We start from the raw sequence: 14,729 nt of genomic DNA on the forward strand, positions 1-14,729 counted from the left end.
AAAAAAAAATTATGTACATACCATTACTATTTAAGTTAATCGTTCTAATAGTACCTTCGTTTTTATTAATAGGTGTCTCCCTATACGTTATGAGAAGGGAATATTCTTCAATAGATTTTTACACACAACTTTCTGCTGTATCAACAACGTTTGCAGCTGTTGGAGGGATATCACTTTTATTTGTTACTTATCTTACTTTTTCAGATAGTAAAAAACAGCGTATTGTAGAAAAAGAACCTATAGTAACTTTAAGTTTAGTTCCGGATACTAAGAATTCTAACTTTGTTAATTTCTCTATCAAAAACACTGGCGGAGGGCCTGCTGAAAATCGCGCCCCTGTGTTAGAGACAATTCTGTTTATAATCAACAAATGCATGCTATGAAAATCTGTCCCAGTAAAATTCAAGGATTTAGGTTTTGGTATATCTATAATTATTGAGATAATCGAATATACATAATTGTTCTGGGCACAGGGGCGATATGGGAACTGCTGGAAGTATAGATTTCATCTGAATTCGTTTCTTTGAGGAAAGATCAATAGACAATATGGAGCCGCCGGTCATATGACCGGCGGCTCCATGTCTTCGATATGTGGGTCTTCCTCGGCATTCTGCGCGAAGGTCAGGCAATACATGCATAAGGCGGTATTGTTTTTCTCGAACGGCTCTGGCAACAATTCCTTTAATAACGTCATGTTCAAAAAAGGCGGGACAGGAAGGGACTCGTCCCAGTACAGTGGGAACGAGCTATACAGGTAGTCTTCCAAGCGTTCGACCATCGGCACTTTTGTCTGAATCGGGTTGCGGCGGATATAGCTGCTGACGGTGAGAAGGCCAAGTCGTGAATCGACTTCCTTTGCGAAATAGCGCTTCTGGTAAATGCGGCCGATATGCCCGTAGCGCTTCGAATAGGAAGAACTGTAGCGCCGGTTCACTAAGCTCATAATCTTGTGGAGCGGGTCCCGTTCAGCTTTAATCAACAAATGGTAATGGTTGGTCATGAAGCACCAGGCCAGCATGGAGAACGGGTAGTCGTGGTGTACGTGTAAAAAGGCGCGCTTCAGTTCGAACATGTCTTCTTTAGTCTTAAAAATCGGCTGTGGGTTATTGCCACGCACGATAACGTGGTAATAGGAGTTGGGGTTGAACTCTCGTTTTCTTGTCATGGAGGTTCACCGCAATAAGGAACTCTGCATGGTCGCTGCAGAGATTTTCCATTTCAGCGCTTCATCGAGTGCCATGTCCGACACTGTCTCTTCATCCATCACATCGGTAATCGTCCTTGCAAGTCGCAGAACCTTCAATGTGGACCGACTGCTCAGATTTTCGCGGAAGCTTTCTGACTCAATTCGCTCCAATTGGGCAGCGTTGAAAGAAACCTTTTCTTCGAATAGTTTGATCGGCACGATGGCGTTCGTGTAATTTGCGCCGTAACGAAGTCGTTGCCGGTTACGTGCGCACGTGACGATTTTCCTTAACTGTTCTGAAGTGGCTGAGGGCGTTTCTTCGATCATGCTTTGGCTTCTTTATAAAAGTCCAAGATTAGAGTCTATGCTGGATGTTTACTTTTATAATATCCATTATCAAAAAGATGGAACACATTGAAATTTATGCCTCGATTATTGATATAATTAGCTAAGGATAAATCTTACATCAGAGAGGCGGATGGGGATGAATGAATTTGTGGAAACGGTTAAGGATTCGGTAGGCTACGAAATCCTTTGGATTTTACTGGGTCTGTTATTGGGAGAGCTCATAAAGTATGGCATCAACTGGAGTGACAAGAAGTTAAAGAAACGCAAATTGCATAAGGCATTGAAGAACCATAACAATATTGTCTTAGAGGGGAAAGATATTATTTCGTTGGATCATGCGGATCCTACATATGAGATGCACGATATTTTTGTGAGAGAGTCAGGAAAGAAGCTGTTTATTGATTGTCCGGAAGAGTATAAAGAAATCATTCGTCTGCATGATCCCGATTTTGTCTTTTCTCAGAACACATCCTTTAATCGCTCTTCAGATTTTAATGATTTAGCAGAGATTACGGGCATAGCAAACTTGCCAGGCTTGATTGACAAGCACAGTAGAGTGGCGGTCGGGCATTTTATCGCCAAACTGGAAAATGGCCATACGATCTTTAATGGCAAAAAGTACAGGGTATTCAATATTCGGCGAAAGCGTGTGGCCGATGGAGAAGAGAACGCCTCATTAAAATTGGATTTATTTGAAACGGATTATTTCACTCATCACGTTTTCCGCTCCATCTATAAAGAGTTGAAAGCAGAAGGGCATCCTATCAGTAAAATCGAAAAGATGGAGGAGATCCATCGCTATTCGCCTTTCCTGACTTCGTTTGGCATTAATGCATTTATCTTACTAGAGAATCACGCAGAGAGTGAGATCGTCTTTGCAAAACGATCGAAGTACTTGAATACAGGAACTGAAGAAAGCCTGTGGCATGTGTCGATGAACGAAGGATTGACAGAGACGGACCGGGAAGGAAAAGAAGTGAGCCTGATCAAATGCCTTCACCGTGGACTTCGCGAGGAGCTGGGCATCCGCGAAGAGCATCATAAATACATAATAGATGAACGTTTCATGGACTTATTCCTTGAGACCAATAGATTCGAAATCGGTCTTACTTCATTTGTTCGTTTGGATATGCGGAGGAATCAACTGAACTCTTTATATGACATTTCAAAAGATGGAGAGCTTGAGACAGATGGGATCGTATCCATTCCGTTCAAGCAAAAAGAACTGAGTCGCTTCGTGAAGGGTCATTCTCTCACCAATGCTGCTAAGTATACATTGAAGATGTTGCTGGCTAGAAGGAAGTTTATGTTGTAGGTGTCCCTGTTCAGTTCAAACTGTTTACTGTAGAGAATATGACTATAAAAACTTGAATGGAGTGGTTAATATGTTTAACGAAATCGATCCAGTTTCAAATGGGAACACAAGGTCAGTACATAATCAAATTTATAAAAAGGGAATTCAGAAAGATGAAAAGAAAGTTAATGAAAAGACCTTTCAAGATATGCTCGATAAGTCTATGAGAATTAATCCAATTAATAAAGAAAATCAGGAAGAGAAAAAAACTGCTAATTTCGATCAGTTGGCTGAATTAAAGGGCATACCACCAGTTTTTCATCAGCTTTCTTCAATGCATAATAATGAAGATAGAGAGAAAAGCATCTGTGAACTCGATAAAGATACTGAACAAGACTCAACGTCTTCTATAGAAAATAGAGACGAACCAGCGAATGGTATCAATCAAGTTGATGAAGAGCCCTCAGTCGAACCTCAAGACGATGGTGAAGATATTCATGAAAAGGAGCCTTTGTGTGAAGTGTGTATGAAAGAACAGGCCGTTTATCCTCTAAAAATTAACGGAAATCTGGCAAACCTCTGTAAAGCATGTTACAAAAAGTTTTAAAATACTATTGATGATTGATGAATTTTTCATTATTTTTCTCTGTGTATCAAAGAACTAGAAAGCAGGCAGATAGATGGCAAAACTAAAAGAAAACCCTAACTTCATCCCTTGTGTGCCGGTGGTTGATGATGAAACTTTTGGCGGCTTTCCGTTTACCTGGAATATCACGCGCGCTGAGTCGTGGATCGAGGAAAATTTAGATCAAGTGGAGCGGTCGTTCGTGCAAGTAGCGCTGCCTTCACCGGGAGCCGACTCGGATTTTTTGGACGAAGCGTGGATACCAGAGGCGGACCTCACGAAACCGATACTGGCCGTTCGGATGCGGCCCGAGTTTTTTAAGTTGATCGATGGCAATCACCGAGTGGCAAAGGCAAGGCGTATGGGCGTGACGGAGCTGCCGGCTTATTATTTGACCGAACAGCAGCACCGGCAATTTTTCACACGCGAACAGGCAGATGGGCTGTATGTGAAGTACTGGAACGAAAAGCTGGAACAAGTGGAGCGAGGCTGGGGTGAGTGGGCTGTTGTTGGAGAGATGAAAGTTTGAATGGTTTTATGGAAGCTTTAGCTGTATGGAACAATAAATTCGCATCCCTATGTCAAAGACGATTCAGGGTATTCACAATACTATAATGTGAATGATGGTGATAAAATTGAAAAAATATGTGATTGTTCTAATGGTAGTGATGATCTGTGCGGCTGTTTATCTTTTAGGGTATGCTGGTAAAAATGATCAGCATTCTGCTTTATTGGATGAAGATGCTTTTCTTTTGATTGCCCATCGGGGGGCGAGCGCCATTGCCCCTGAGCATACGTTGGCCTCCTATCAGCTGGCGATGGATATGGATGCAGATTTCATTGAAATTGATTTACAAATGACACAAGACGGTGTGCTGGTTGCCTTACATGACGATACTGTGGACCGCACGACCGATCGCAGCGGTAAAGTAGCGGAAATGGACTTGGTAGACATTAAAAGAATGGATGCAGGTTCCTGGTTTAATGCCGAAAAACCGGACAGAGCAAAAGACGAGTACGTAGGCATTCAAGTCCCGACGCTTGAGGAAATCTTTACAGCTTTCGGTGATAGTGCCAATTATTACATCGAAACCAAGCAGCCGGATGAAAGTGAAGAAATGGAAGAGAACCTGCTGGAATTGCTCGATCAGTTCAAGTTGTTGGAAGAGTCTCAACCGGATGGCAAAGTGATGATCCAGTCGTTTAGTGCAGACAGTTTAAAGACGATTCGTCAATTGGACAACAATATACCACTCATCCAATTGATGGACGACTTTGAGCAAGTAATCCCTTCTTCTGAAACTTTTGAGTTGTATAGGGAATATGCCGTCGGTATTGGAGTTAGTCACAGGAAGGCGGACGAGGCATATATTGCGGCTGCAAGAGAAGCTGGCTTATTGGTCCACCCTTTTGTTGTCGACAAACTGGCAGAAGGGGAGAAGCTGAAATCCTGGGGAGCAACTGGGATCTTCACGAATGATCTTGAAGCTGTCAGCAGTTTAAAATGATGGAAATTACAATCGCATCCCTGTTTCAGGTAACATTCAAAGTCAAGCTCCAAAAGGAAAGAACTGACACCATGATCCGCAACCGGAAGAGAGGAGAGCCTGCTGAAAAGCCGGCTTTTTTTGATCGAATCATGGAATTTAAACAAACTGGCATCATGCAAAGTATGCTTAATTCATAAAGAATTCAAGCGAATAATAGCAAAATTAAGTCCTCATGAAGATTAAAATGTGGATAATTTAAATTTAAAATAACAAGTTATTATTTCTTAAATAATAGGAAAATAATTGTATACAAATGATACTAATAAACTATATAATAATAAAAGTTAGAATAGAGTGACAAATTAATTCCGCTTTGGCGGCCGGATGGAATCCAGCACGATCCGCTGGAGATCAACGGCCGCGAAAGCCCGATTGGATTGACGAAGAGTCAGTTGAGTTTTACTGATGAGGGTTTATCTAAAACGTGGAAGAAGATGATATGCCGCAATAGGGATTGCGGCATATCGTTGAATCGGATAGCTGTTCTCGAAACTGACGGTGAAATGAGAATTTGGGGATGGGGAGGTGTGCTGTGTTCGCTGCAAGGGGGATGAAGGCAAAAAGAAACCTCCGGATGTAATGGTCTTGGGAGACAGACATCCGGAGGCACTCAGTTGGAGTGTACCAACTATTAGTTAGTATACTCCTTTTTCGGTTAAGAAATAAACCAAAAACCACAAAAGGGGATAGAAAGATGAGAAAGCGCAAGAATTTCAAGTTGGATATGAACATAGAGAAGGAAATCGGGCAAGATACCGTATTGATTTTGCCGGACTACGATGAAAATGGCTGCTTGAACTCGGTGATTTACCATACGGACGGCATGATCAAGATCGACTCGAAGCCTTTCGATTTGATCGACACGAATTTGCGCTTCCGCGGCTCGAGCATGCGCGGTGCGGTGGAAGGATCGGCGGCGATTCTCGGGAAGCTCAACAAGAACCCGATCATCATCGACCGCGATCAAGGGATTATCTTGTTGCCGAGCAAGTCGGCGCTATTGGAGGGCTGCGTTTGGCTGTCATTGCAGCACATCATGGAATGCACCAGCATCGATGGCTGCACGACAAAAGTGAATTTGAGCAATGGCAGTTCGATCGTCCTCGACGGCAGCAAGAAGTCCATCCAGCGCCGCATGGAAAAAGCATACGAGCTGCAGTTCAAGATGGAAGCGCAAAAGCGGTTTTTCGAAAGCGCCCGGGCGCTGCCGGAAACGAAGTATCATTTGGTGAAGCAGGCGGGCCAAGTGAATTATGAGCATCAGGCGGAATAAGTTTTTGAGAGGAGAGTGGGCGTTTTGCCTGCTCTTTTTTTAGTGTCCCTGTGCATGGCACAATTCGGGTGATCTTACGGCATGAGAAAGACCGTCAGGTATGGGTTCTTACGGGGGATGCTTGCTTTTTCGCCCCTGTGTAAGACACAATTCAACGCATACGGTAGACTGGATAAAAGGCATAGAGAAAGGGAGTAGTATATGGACAGTATCATTTTTGATTTGGACGGCACGCTTTGGAATCCGCTCGACGTGTCGGTGGCGGTGTGGAACCGGGTATTGGCGGACAACTGTGTAGAGGAAACGCTGACGGGAGATGACTTGCGCGGCATCATGGGGCTGCAAGCGGATCAAGTCGGCGAGAAGCTGTTTCCCCATTTGCCGAAAGAGCAATGCGAGAAACTGACAGAAGAAGCCTCGCAATTGGAATGCGTGTATTTGCGGAAACAAGGTGGACAGTTATATCCTGGCGTGGAGTCTGTGCTGGAGCGGCTGTCGCAGCAATACGAGTTATACATCGTCAGCAATTGCCAGGAAGGCTATATCGAAAGCTTCTATGAGTACCATGGGCTGGGGAAGTATTTTGCCGATTTCGAGAATCCGGGAAGAACAGGCTTGTCGAAAGGCGAGAACATCCAACTGCTTATGAAGCGCAACAGTGTGGAGCGCGCCGTCTATATCGGTGACACAACAGGCGACCGGGAGGCGGCAGAACTGGCGGGGATCCCGTTTGTCTATGCGGCGTATGGGTTCGGCGACGTGGAGGACTATGATTACAAGGTGGAGCGCTTCGAGGAATTAGTGGAGTTGTTCGATTGAAAAAAGCCGGAAGTCTCGTCACCTCGAGACTTCCGGCTTTTTGTATGCAATTAATGGGGCCTATCGTCTTTTAAGGCATGGAAGATTTTCTGGATGGCCGCGAAGAAAGCGGGAACGATGCCGCCATGCGCTTTCACATACTCGCTCAAGCGATGCGCCGCATAAATGCCTGCGATGTCGATGACAACATCCGACAGCCTCCCGCTCCGCTCGAAGAACAGCTGCAGGAACTCGGTGAACAAGGCAAACAGGCTGCACAGGACGATGGCGACGCGATGCTCTTTGATGGCTTGGTTCATTAATAAGTACAGGATGCCGAACGACAAGGCGTGGCCGGTCTTCTGGAACACATAGAGACGGGAGTCGAGGTGGATATCGCTCGTGATGAGCAGGTCGGACAGGTCCGGGAACAGCCGAAAATTGAAGTCGATGTCGCTCACAAACAGCGCCGTGAAATTGTAATTATTGGTGGCGATGAGGATGCACAGCGCCCACAGCAGGGCGGGGGTGTATTTGGCTTTCATGTAATGGTTCCCTCCGCAATGGATGTTAGTTGATTAGCTCGTCTTTCGTATGCCGTCTTTTCACCGCTCCATACGGGAAGTTAAAAAGAATCAAGCCCAGCCCCGCGATTGCCGTGACCCGTGGGTAGAGCAGCGGGTACAACAGCGACGGGTAGTAATAGCCTGGGGGCAAGTAATAATGGATCGGCCCGATAAAGTCTTCGGTGATCAATTGCGTCTGCAGCTTGGATTTGTTTTCGAAGGTGAACAGCTGTTCCGAGACGGTGCCGTCCTTTGCGATCTTGATGAGCTTGAACTCCCGGTCTTCCATGTCTACATAGCCGGGCATCACTTCGCCGTCGCGGTGGAAGCGCATATCGTAGCCGTTCCGGGAGACCGTGATGGCGAAGAAATCCCTGTCTGTGAACTTGTCTTCCACGGTCCAGTACGTAATGGCGCCATTATAGCGGTCGAGGCCTTCGACGGCGAGTTCTTCGTATTCAAGCAATTGGACCGGATAGCCGTTGAGAGTCTCGACCGTTTCGCCGTTGACGGTGATGCGGATGTCGCTCGGATGGACCAACCTGTCCCAGGCGTTGAAATACGGCTCGCCGGTCGTGATGTGCGAGGCGCGGATGATATGGCCGTAGTAATTGGCATCATCCGGTGCCCCGGCGTAATCGGTCCGGTGGCTATTCAGCTCGTCGATATCGTAGCGGGTGTCCATTTCAGTCTTATAGGCGATTTCCATGAGCATCGGCGTCATGGACGGAAGCGAGACGATAAGCAAGAGGATACCGATGATGAGGCGTTTGCGTTTCTTGTGGTTCATAAAATTCCCTTCATTCAAAAGGTAATATGTACGTGTATAAATGCTTATGTAAAGTATAGCAGGTAGAAGTTCGGTTGCTGCCGGATGATTGAATGAAAGATGGATTATTTTTAATAAGTGGAAGAATAGAAGTGCTGTAGTAATGGTGGAAGAAAAGTCTAATAGGAAAAAAGATAGGAGAAAAACAACATTTCACAGAAAATTACTGTATAATGGTCCTTACTGATTTAAAATGCTTTGATTGGGTGAAGGGCCCGATGAAAGGAAGGACGTGTCTATTTGAAGACTGTATTACGGACGATCATTATCCTGCTGGTAGGGCTGGCTGTGCTCGCGGGAGCGGGATACTGGGCGTATAAGAGCTTGACCTCGACCGATGAGCAGCAAATCTCCAAAGCCGCAGAAGAGGCAGACGAAAAACTGCAGCGAGGAGAAGATACAGAAGCGCCGAAAGCGAACGACAAGGTTGAAACTGTGGGCTTGAATGAAGTCCAGTTCCAGGTCAAGCTTCACCAGATGACCCATCAGAAAATCGAAGCGACCGAAAAGCGGGGGGCGATCGAAATGACGCCGGCACGTATCGACGAGATGATCAAAATCTTGCGTGCGAACGAAGGAGCCTATGAAGCGTACGACTTCTACGAACAAAGCTTGACTGCTTGGGAACAAGGCGATTTCTCCAATGCCGTCAAGGTGCACAACACCATTTGGGAATGGCATAACGGTACCGTCGGACGCGCGACGGGCATGATGTCGAAAGAACAAGAAGCGGAATTTGTGGAGAAGCATTTTAACTAATAATGGTCTGCCTTTGGCAGGCTATTTTTTTATAAAATAATAGGTTTAATGAACTTAACCCCAGATGAAGGTCACTTATTAAAAAGTGTCTGACACCTGGGGTTTTTATAAGATTAGAGTTATGAATTAGTTAGAGCGCAAGTGAAAAATATAAGAGTAAAAATTAATAGTGAAAATCTCTAAAATTTCGTGAAGATAAACACAAAAAATAAAAGTTTAATGGGTTAATGTAAAAGCAGTTTTTCATATTGTTAGATTATAAAAGTATGTATAATTAGATTTTTTTGTAAAGTTATAGGTATAAATTCTCATGAAAAATTATGTATTTAATAAGATAATTATCTCATATAAAGTGCTTAATTTTATCATTAAAGAACCAAAAAATGGCTATAAAAGATAGTTCTTTATGGTTGAGAGAGTTTTATTAATGAGATTAACAAATAGTCAATATCTTACATAAGGAAAATTTCCTCTCACACCATGATCAGTGTGAAAGACGTAGCGTGATTTCTTTCGAATATAAATTGTAGAACGGGTGAAGAAGATGATAGAAAAAGAAAGTATTATTAAAGGGATTAATAAGTGGATTTTATTGAATGATAAGGATCATTACGCGGATTTTCACAAAAAATTGAACTCTATTAAGGAAGACTTCGAAGATCGATTGATGATCATGGTAAGTGGAGAATTCAATGCCGGAAAATCGACTTTTATCAATGCCATACTGGGAGAGGAATTACTGACAGTCGATATAACTCCTGCAACAGCAATGATTACAAAGCTAACATATGGTGATAAAAAGAGAGTTATAGCACATTACACTAACGGCAGTCAGGAAGAATTTGATTGGTCGTGGATTGAGAATTTAACAGCTGAACGTGAAGGAGAAGGTGAGTGTATCCGTCAGCAACTTTCTTATGTTGAATATCAATTACCTGCGGATTTTCTAAAAAAATTCACGCTAATCGATAGTCCAGGTTTAACTGCCCTTCACTCCCATCATACCGCTGTTACTGAAAGATTTATGAAACGTAATGAAATTGGAATATGGCTATTTAATGCCATGAGTGTAGGAACTGCTTCGGAGTTAGAATGGCTGAAAAAAATGCACGATTTGAATATACCTACATATGGAGTAGTGAATGCAATTGACCGTTTAGACGAGGAAGAGGATTTAGATCAATTCCTTGAATATAATGAGCGCAGATTGTATCCGCTTATTAATAAGCTTTATGGAGTTTCAGCCCAGGATATTTTGAAGGGCAAGATGGAGCGAAATGCTAATTTGCTTGACTGGGGCAATGCGCAAGCGATTGAAGAATTACTGAATGATATCGGTTCTGTCGAAGAAAGAAAAATTGAGAGTTTTTATCGAAAATTAGTACCGATACTTGAAGAGTTTAAAGAAATACATAAAGGTGTGAAATCTTCATTGCTATTTGTTGGGGACTCAAAGTGCTATAGAATATTTAACGAAATTTCCTATCCATCATTTTTGAAAGAACAAAAAGCTTATGAAAAGAGTCTTAAACAAGTTGAAGATGACCGTGCAACATGGAGCAATTTATTAACCGAAAGTCCTTATATTTTTACTAGAATAGAGATTATCATAAAAAGATTAGGTAGTCCGACAAAGTTGAACAGTATGTGGAGTAAAAAAGTTTTGCCTGAAATAAAATCTTTAAAAGAAAATTATGAGAAGATGGACAATTTTTTATATATATTATTAAAGGAAAAAGAGGATTTAGAAACTGAATGGTATTCCATTATTTCAAATAAGAAAACACTCACTCAGGAAATTAACTTCACAAAATACGAGATTGAGCACATGGACAAAGTGAAGAAATGGAACGAAGATGTGCAACAGATAGAAATAAAGACAAGGCAAATAGAGAAAAAAATCACTGCATTTAAAGCTCTGCTGGAAAAAGAAATTGAACAGAAGTTAATTGCATCGTTAAATAAATCATTGCCATTCAAGGAAAATCTTCAAAAGACTATTGAGTTAGTGAAAAATCGATTCGAGGGAATTTCTCAAGAAGAAATTAAAATTATCAGAAATCATATTAGACTACATGAGAGCTTCCATCAAGATGTTTTTCCGTTTATATTTCCGAAAAAACTAAATTTAGTGAACGTTAAAGAACTAAGTAAAGTAAGAGACGAGTTAAATGCAATCTCATCGATTTACTTTAGAGAAAACTATGAACTATCTCTTGATCGTTTGCAAAGAGTAATAACATATAATTTCAATGAGTTGAATGGCTCGAAAATTGACTTGAATTTTATTAAAGGAAGTGCATTCGGTTTAAAACTTTATCGGCCGTTGGAAGTTGAATATAAAATTACTGAAGAACGGAACAGAGAAAATATTGAAAAGAGGGCTTTTAATAATTCGTTAATATTGTCAGCAGTAGTTGCAGTTTTTTTCGTAATACTTGGGTTAATTTTTTCAAATGGAATAAACGATGCAGAGGCTAATATTTCTAATCCAAATATGAGCACAGGAAGTTATTCAGTACAAGACGATTCTTCCGATACAGAAGAATGGTTTGTAGAAGATGGAAATATTACATCAGAAAGTACTGAACCAGGTACCGTTGAATATGCTTTTGAAGAAAGTGAGTTCGAGGAAGAAACTGAAAACGAAGAATTAGAAGGAGCAGTTGCAGCAGAACAGTGGGAAAAAGAACAATTTGATTTCAGTAACATTGAAATTGAACAGTTTTTCCAAGAATATCGAACAGTTTATATGAGCGATTTGAATGGTGAGTCAACTGACAGGATAGCTGATTATATCGATACGGATAGCGATTTATACGCTGCTTTAAGTGATTTTGTAAACGACAATAACTACACCGATAATTATTACGATTTTGAAGAAAATGAAGTTCTTTCTATCCAGCGAGGAAAAGCTGGAGAATATGAAATGCTCGCTCGAGAGACTTTTTATTTATACGGGGAAGATGGCGGCGAATTTTATAATAGCCGAACTAAGGAGTATACCCTTGCTGCTGACATTAATGGAGAATTATGGATTTTAGGGTATGAAACGATTGAAAAGTCCAATGAGATGATCAAAGCGGCTGAAACAGAAGATGAAGAGTTTGATACCGATACAGAAAGTATAGAGACAGTTTATCAAGTAACGGAAGAGCAGATAAACAGTATGGTGAGGTCTTATTACATCGCCTTGGAAAATGGGTTTAATGGCGGCGGATTTGGAATGGTTGATTATTATCTTTCTTATGATGGGGCAGAGTATGAACCAACTAAAGAATATATTGAGAAAGCCATAGATAAAAATATGAAGATGATCAATCACGAACTGATCGTAGAAAATATTGAAATACATGATTCAAATCATTACGTAGCGACGGTTTATCTGGAAGATGAGTACCATTATCAAAGCGGTGCGGGAGATATAAAGGAAGTCCGGGCACAATACTTAATAAAGGTGACGGAATACGGGGATATGCTAATAGAAGAAATGCTGTCATTGGATATCCTGAATAAATATGAACTTTAAACAAGTGGAAGGGAGCAGGACGTGGGTATCAGTTTAGATGAATATCAAAAAAACAGGAGCTTATTGATCAAAGAATTAGACAGCTATAATAATTGGCTCCAAAAAATGGAGCTGAAAGATGATCAAAAAAAGCTTACTCACTACAAAGAAGATATCTTAAGAGATACTTTTCAATTGGTTGTAGTGGGTGAATTCTCTAGGGGGAAGTCAACTTTCATTAATGCATTATTAGGGACAAATATTTTACCTTCGTCGGCTAAACCGACAACAACGATTTTAAATAAAATAACATATAGTGAAAAGCCGGCCATCAAGTTGCATTTCCACGATCGTAAGAAGAAAGTAGAAACGATTTCAGAAGATGGATTTAGAAGTTTGGTAGCGCCGATGGATCCTATTCCTGGAAATTCTGAATCTGAAAAAGAATATGCTAAGCAAGTGAGTTTTGTGAAAGGGATTCAGTACGCTGAAATCGGAAGAAATCTAGGAATTTGTCAAAATGGAGTGGAGATTATAGATACCCCAGGGACAAATGATTTGGATCCTTTACGTGAAGAAATAACGAATACGATAATCCCGCGTTCGGATGCTGCAATTTTGGTATTGAGTGCCGTAAAAATCCTTTCTGAATCGGAATTAAGTTTATTGCGGGACCGCCTGTTGGCGAACGATATTCAAAAAATATTTCTTGTTATAAATTTCAAGGATGAATTGAAATCTGCAGAAGATGAAAGAAAAGTGCTGGACTTCGCTTACGCCAACTTAAAAGAGATCTTAGGAGACCCGAAGATATACCTAGTCTCTGCCAAGCATGCTTTAAATGCTAGAAGAAAAGCTGGTGGCGAAGAACTCAAAGGTAGAAGAGGAAGACCATTGGAAGTATGGGATTTTGAAAGAACAGGATTCCCGGAGTTGGAAGAGCAACTTGCTGATTTTCTACAGTTCGAAAGAGGCAGTATTAAATTGATGAAGCCTATTAAAAGAACTTTAGAAAACATCAAGGATGTGAAGAAAGAATATATTGAATTCGAGAAGAAAATCTTAAATTCACAGATGAACGGATTAAAAGAAAAGGTTGAAGCGTTTAAGCCGAAAGTGACTTTAGCTGAAAAGCATGCCAACGATTCTCTTAAAGTATTGAAAATGCAGTTGCAGTCTAAGGAAAAAACATTAATGGAATGGCATGAGCTCGAATTAGCTAAGATTGCAAAGAAGGCATTGGTAGCGTTCGATCAGCATCCTCATCTTTCTCAATCAGAGATAAGTCAAAAAGTGGATTTAGCAGTAGCCAAATACGAGAAGACACTTTTTGAGGAAAAAAAGAAAAAGATGAATTCAATTGTGAAAGATGCGATTCAAACAGCTTCAGGAAAAATCAATGAAGAATGGGCAAAGATGGATTTTGAAATGAAGAGTATGCCTGAAAGTGAATCGTCTTACGAATTGTCGACAATAGTTGACCAAGATCCTGCATCCGATGGTGTAGACGACTTCTTTAACTCCATTTACGAGGAGTTAGACAATGCTTGGAGCAGTTCGCGTGGATTTTGGGATAAAGCAGCAGTGGGGGTAGGCGTAGCTGTCAGTGTATTGGCGCATGGGCTTACCAAACTTTTTAGCTGGGGATGGTCTCACCTCACAGGCGTGGATGAAAAAATTCAACTGAGGGGCCAGTTGGTCGCTCATTATAATAGCGTAGCTAATCAAAAAATGATCACTATGAAGTCCGAATATCGCACTATGAGTAAATATGCAGAAGAGCAATATCAAGGAATCATAAAAGAACATTTATTGATGATTGAAAAACAGCTGGAACAATTAATCGGATCAACTGAACTAGAAGGTAATGAAATTACAGAAAGACAGTTAGTTCTGTTAGAACAGGAAGAAGAGCTGAACCGTATTGCTATTACTTTGGAGAGATTAGCTTTAACGCTTAAACGGCAATCTGCAGGGAAAGTAGGCGTCTGAT

15 protein-coding genes are annotated in these 14,729 nt (G+C 41.5%); 11 read left to right on the plus strand and 4 right to left on the minus strand.

The window, feature by feature from the left end:
• Window positions 1-11 precede the first annotated feature (11 nt).
• Window positions 12-383, plus strand: coding sequence for a hypothetical protein (locus DP119_RS15760; protein ID WP_146747853.1), 372 nt, complete (start codon window positions 12-14; stop codon window positions 381-383).
• Between the two features lie 176 nt (window positions 384-559).
• Here DP119_RS15760 and DP119_RS03010 read toward each other — a convergent pair whose 3' ends face one another.
• A complete protein-coding gene (locus tag DP119_RS03010) occupies window positions 560-1,165 on the minus strand; it encodes a transposase (protein WP_112230705.1) in 606 nt (201 codons plus the stop codon).
• 6 nt (window positions 1,166-1,171) lie between these two features.
• Entirely contained in the window at window positions 1,172-1,513 is a 342-nt protein-coding gene (locus tag DP119_RS03015) for a magnesium chelatase subunit ChlI family protein (RefSeq protein WP_112230707.1), read from the minus strand.
• A gap of 157 nt (window positions 1,514-1,670) precedes the next feature.
• Between DP119_RS03015 and DP119_RS03020 the strand changes: the two genes are divergently transcribed.
• The 7 genes from DP119_RS03020 to DP119_RS03050 all read left to right on the plus strand — a co-directional run bounded on the left by DP119_RS03020 (window position 1,671) and on the right by DP119_RS03050 (window position 7,095).
• Complete coding sequence (locus tag DP119_RS03020) at window positions 1,671-2,849, plus strand: hypothetical protein (protein WP_112230709.1); 1,179 nt, start codon at window positions 1,671-1,673, stop codon at window positions 2,847-2,849.
• Window positions 2,850-2,919: 70 nt separating this feature from the next.
• Window positions 2,920-3,435 carry a hypothetical protein gene (locus DP119_RS03025; protein WP_112230711.1) on the plus strand — a complete coding sequence of 172 codons (516 nt, stop codon included), beginning with the start codon at window positions 2,920-2,922 and terminating at the stop codon, window positions 3,433-3,435.
• Window positions 3,436-3,508: 73 nt separating this feature from the next.
• Window positions 3,509-3,982 (plus strand): ParB N-terminal domain-containing protein, encoded by a 474-nt coding sequence (locus DP119_RS03030; protein WP_112230713.1) that lies wholly within the window; start codon window positions 3,509-3,511, stop codon window positions 3,980-3,982.
• Window positions 3,983-4,079: 97 nt separating this feature from the next.
• Window positions 4,080-4,961, plus strand: coding sequence for a glycerophosphodiester phosphodiesterase family protein (locus tag DP119_RS03035; RefSeq protein ID WP_240616363.1), 882 nt, complete (start codon window positions 4,080-4,082; stop codon window positions 4,959-4,961).
• Window positions 4,961-5,140, plus strand: a complete 180-nt coding sequence (locus tag DP119_RS03040; RefSeq protein WP_112230715.1) for a hypothetical protein — start codon at window positions 4,961-4,963, stop codon at window positions 5,138-5,140. The genes DP119_RS03035 and DP119_RS03040 overlap by 1 nt, the downstream gene beginning before the upstream one ends.
• Before the next feature lie 557 nt (window positions 5,141-5,697).
• The gene (locus DP119_RS03045) at window positions 5,698-6,276 is read left to right on the plus strand and encodes a competence protein ComK (protein WP_112230717.1); all 579 of its coding nucleotides are present in this window, start codon (window positions 5,698-5,700) and stop codon (window positions 6,274-6,276) included.
• Between the two features lie 201 nt (window positions 6,277-6,477).
• Window positions 6,478-7,095 (plus strand): HAD family hydrolase, encoded by a 618-nt coding sequence (locus DP119_RS03050; RefSeq protein WP_112230719.1) that lies wholly within the window; start codon window positions 6,478-6,480, stop codon window positions 7,093-7,095.
• Between the two features lie 50 nt (window positions 7,096-7,145).
• Here the strand turns inward: DP119_RS03050 and DP119_RS03055 are convergent, their stop codons facing one another.
• Both DP119_RS03055 and DP119_RS03060 read right to left on the minus strand, forming a co-directional pair.
• Window positions 7,146-7,619, minus strand: coding sequence for a VanZ family protein (locus tag DP119_RS03055; protein WP_112230721.1), 474 nt, complete (start codon window positions 7,617-7,619; stop codon window positions 7,146-7,148).
• A gap of 25 nt (window positions 7,620-7,644) precedes the next feature.
• Window positions 7,645-8,430 carry a hypothetical protein gene (locus tag DP119_RS03060; RefSeq protein WP_112230723.1) on the minus strand — a complete coding sequence of 262 codons (786 nt, stop codon included), beginning with the start codon at window positions 8,428-8,430 and terminating at the stop codon, window positions 7,645-7,647.
• 279 nt (window positions 8,431-8,709) lie between these two features.
• Here DP119_RS03060 and DP119_RS03065 point away from each other — a divergent pair, with 279 nt between their 5' ends.
• The 3 genes from DP119_RS03065 (at window position 8,710) to DP119_RS03075 (ending at window position 14,728) form a co-directional block, all read left to right on the plus strand.
• The gene (locus tag DP119_RS03065) at window positions 8,710-9,228 is read left to right on the plus strand and encodes a DUF6241 domain-containing protein (RefSeq protein ID WP_112230725.1); all 519 of its coding nucleotides are present in this window, start codon (window positions 8,710-8,712) and stop codon (window positions 9,226-9,228) included.
• Between the two features lie 544 nt (window positions 9,229-9,772).
• On the plus strand, window positions 9,773-12,757 hold the full coding sequence (locus DP119_RS03070) for a dynamin family protein (RefSeq protein ID WP_112230727.1): 2,985 nt from the start codon (window positions 9,773-9,775) through the stop codon (window positions 12,755-12,757).
• Window positions 12,758-12,778: 21 nt separating this feature from the next.
• Window positions 12,779-14,728, plus strand: a complete 1,950-nt coding sequence (locus DP119_RS03075) for a dynamin family protein (RefSeq protein ID WP_112230729.1) — start codon at window positions 12,779-12,781, stop codon at window positions 14,726-14,728.
• Window position 14,729 lies beyond the last annotated feature (1 nt).

The organism is Planococcus maitriensis (genome assembly GCF_003289925.1).
In the GTDB taxonomy this organism is placed as follows: Bacteria; Bacillota; Bacilli; order Bacillales_A; family Planococcaceae; genus Planococcus; species Planococcus maitriensis.

Bases quoted from the DNA above. Each gene is read 5' to 3' on its own strand.
- DP119_RS15760 (WP_146747853.1), top strand. From the start codon at position 12: ATGTACATACCATTACTATTTAAGTTAATCGTTCTAATAGTACCTTCG.
- DP119_RS03010 (WP_112230705.1), bottom strand. From the start codon at position 1,165: ATGACAAGAAAACGAGAGTTCAACCCCAACTCCTATTACCACGTTATC.
- DP119_RS03015 (WP_112230707.1), bottom strand. From the start codon at position 1,513: ATGATCGAAGAAACGCCCTCAGCCACTTCAGAACAGTTAAGGAAAATC.
- DP119_RS03020 (WP_112230709.1), top strand. From the start codon at position 1,671: ATGAATGAATTTGTGGAAACGGTTAAGGATTCGGTAGGCTACGAAATC.
- DP119_RS03025 (WP_112230711.1), top strand. From the start codon at position 2,920: ATGTTTAACGAAATCGATCCAGTTTCAAATGGGAACACAAGGTCAGTA.
- DP119_RS03030 (WP_112230713.1), top strand. From the start codon at position 3,509: ATGGCAAAACTAAAAGAAAACCCTAACTTCATCCCTTGTGTGCCGGTG.
- DP119_RS03040 (WP_112230715.1), top strand. From the start codon at position 4,961: ATGGAAATTACAATCGCATCCCTGTTTCAGGTAACATTCAAAGTCAAG.
- DP119_RS03045 (WP_112230717.1), top strand. From the start codon at position 5,698: ATGAGAAAGCGCAAGAATTTCAAGTTGGATATGAACATAGAGAAGGAA.
- DP119_RS03050 (WP_112230719.1), top strand. From the start codon at position 6,478: ATGGACAGTATCATTTTTGATTTGGACGGCACGCTTTGGAATCCGCTC.
- DP119_RS03055 (WP_112230721.1), bottom strand. From the start codon at position 7,619: ATGAAAGCCAAATACACCCCCGCCCTGCTGTGGGCGCTGTGCATCCTC.
- DP119_RS03060 (WP_112230723.1), bottom strand. From the start codon at position 8,430: ATGAACCACAAGAAACGCAAACGCCTCATCATCGGTATCCTCTTGCTT.
- DP119_RS03070 (WP_112230727.1), top strand. From the start codon at position 9,773: ATGATAGAAAAAGAAAGTATTATTAAAGGGATTAATAAGTGGATTTTA.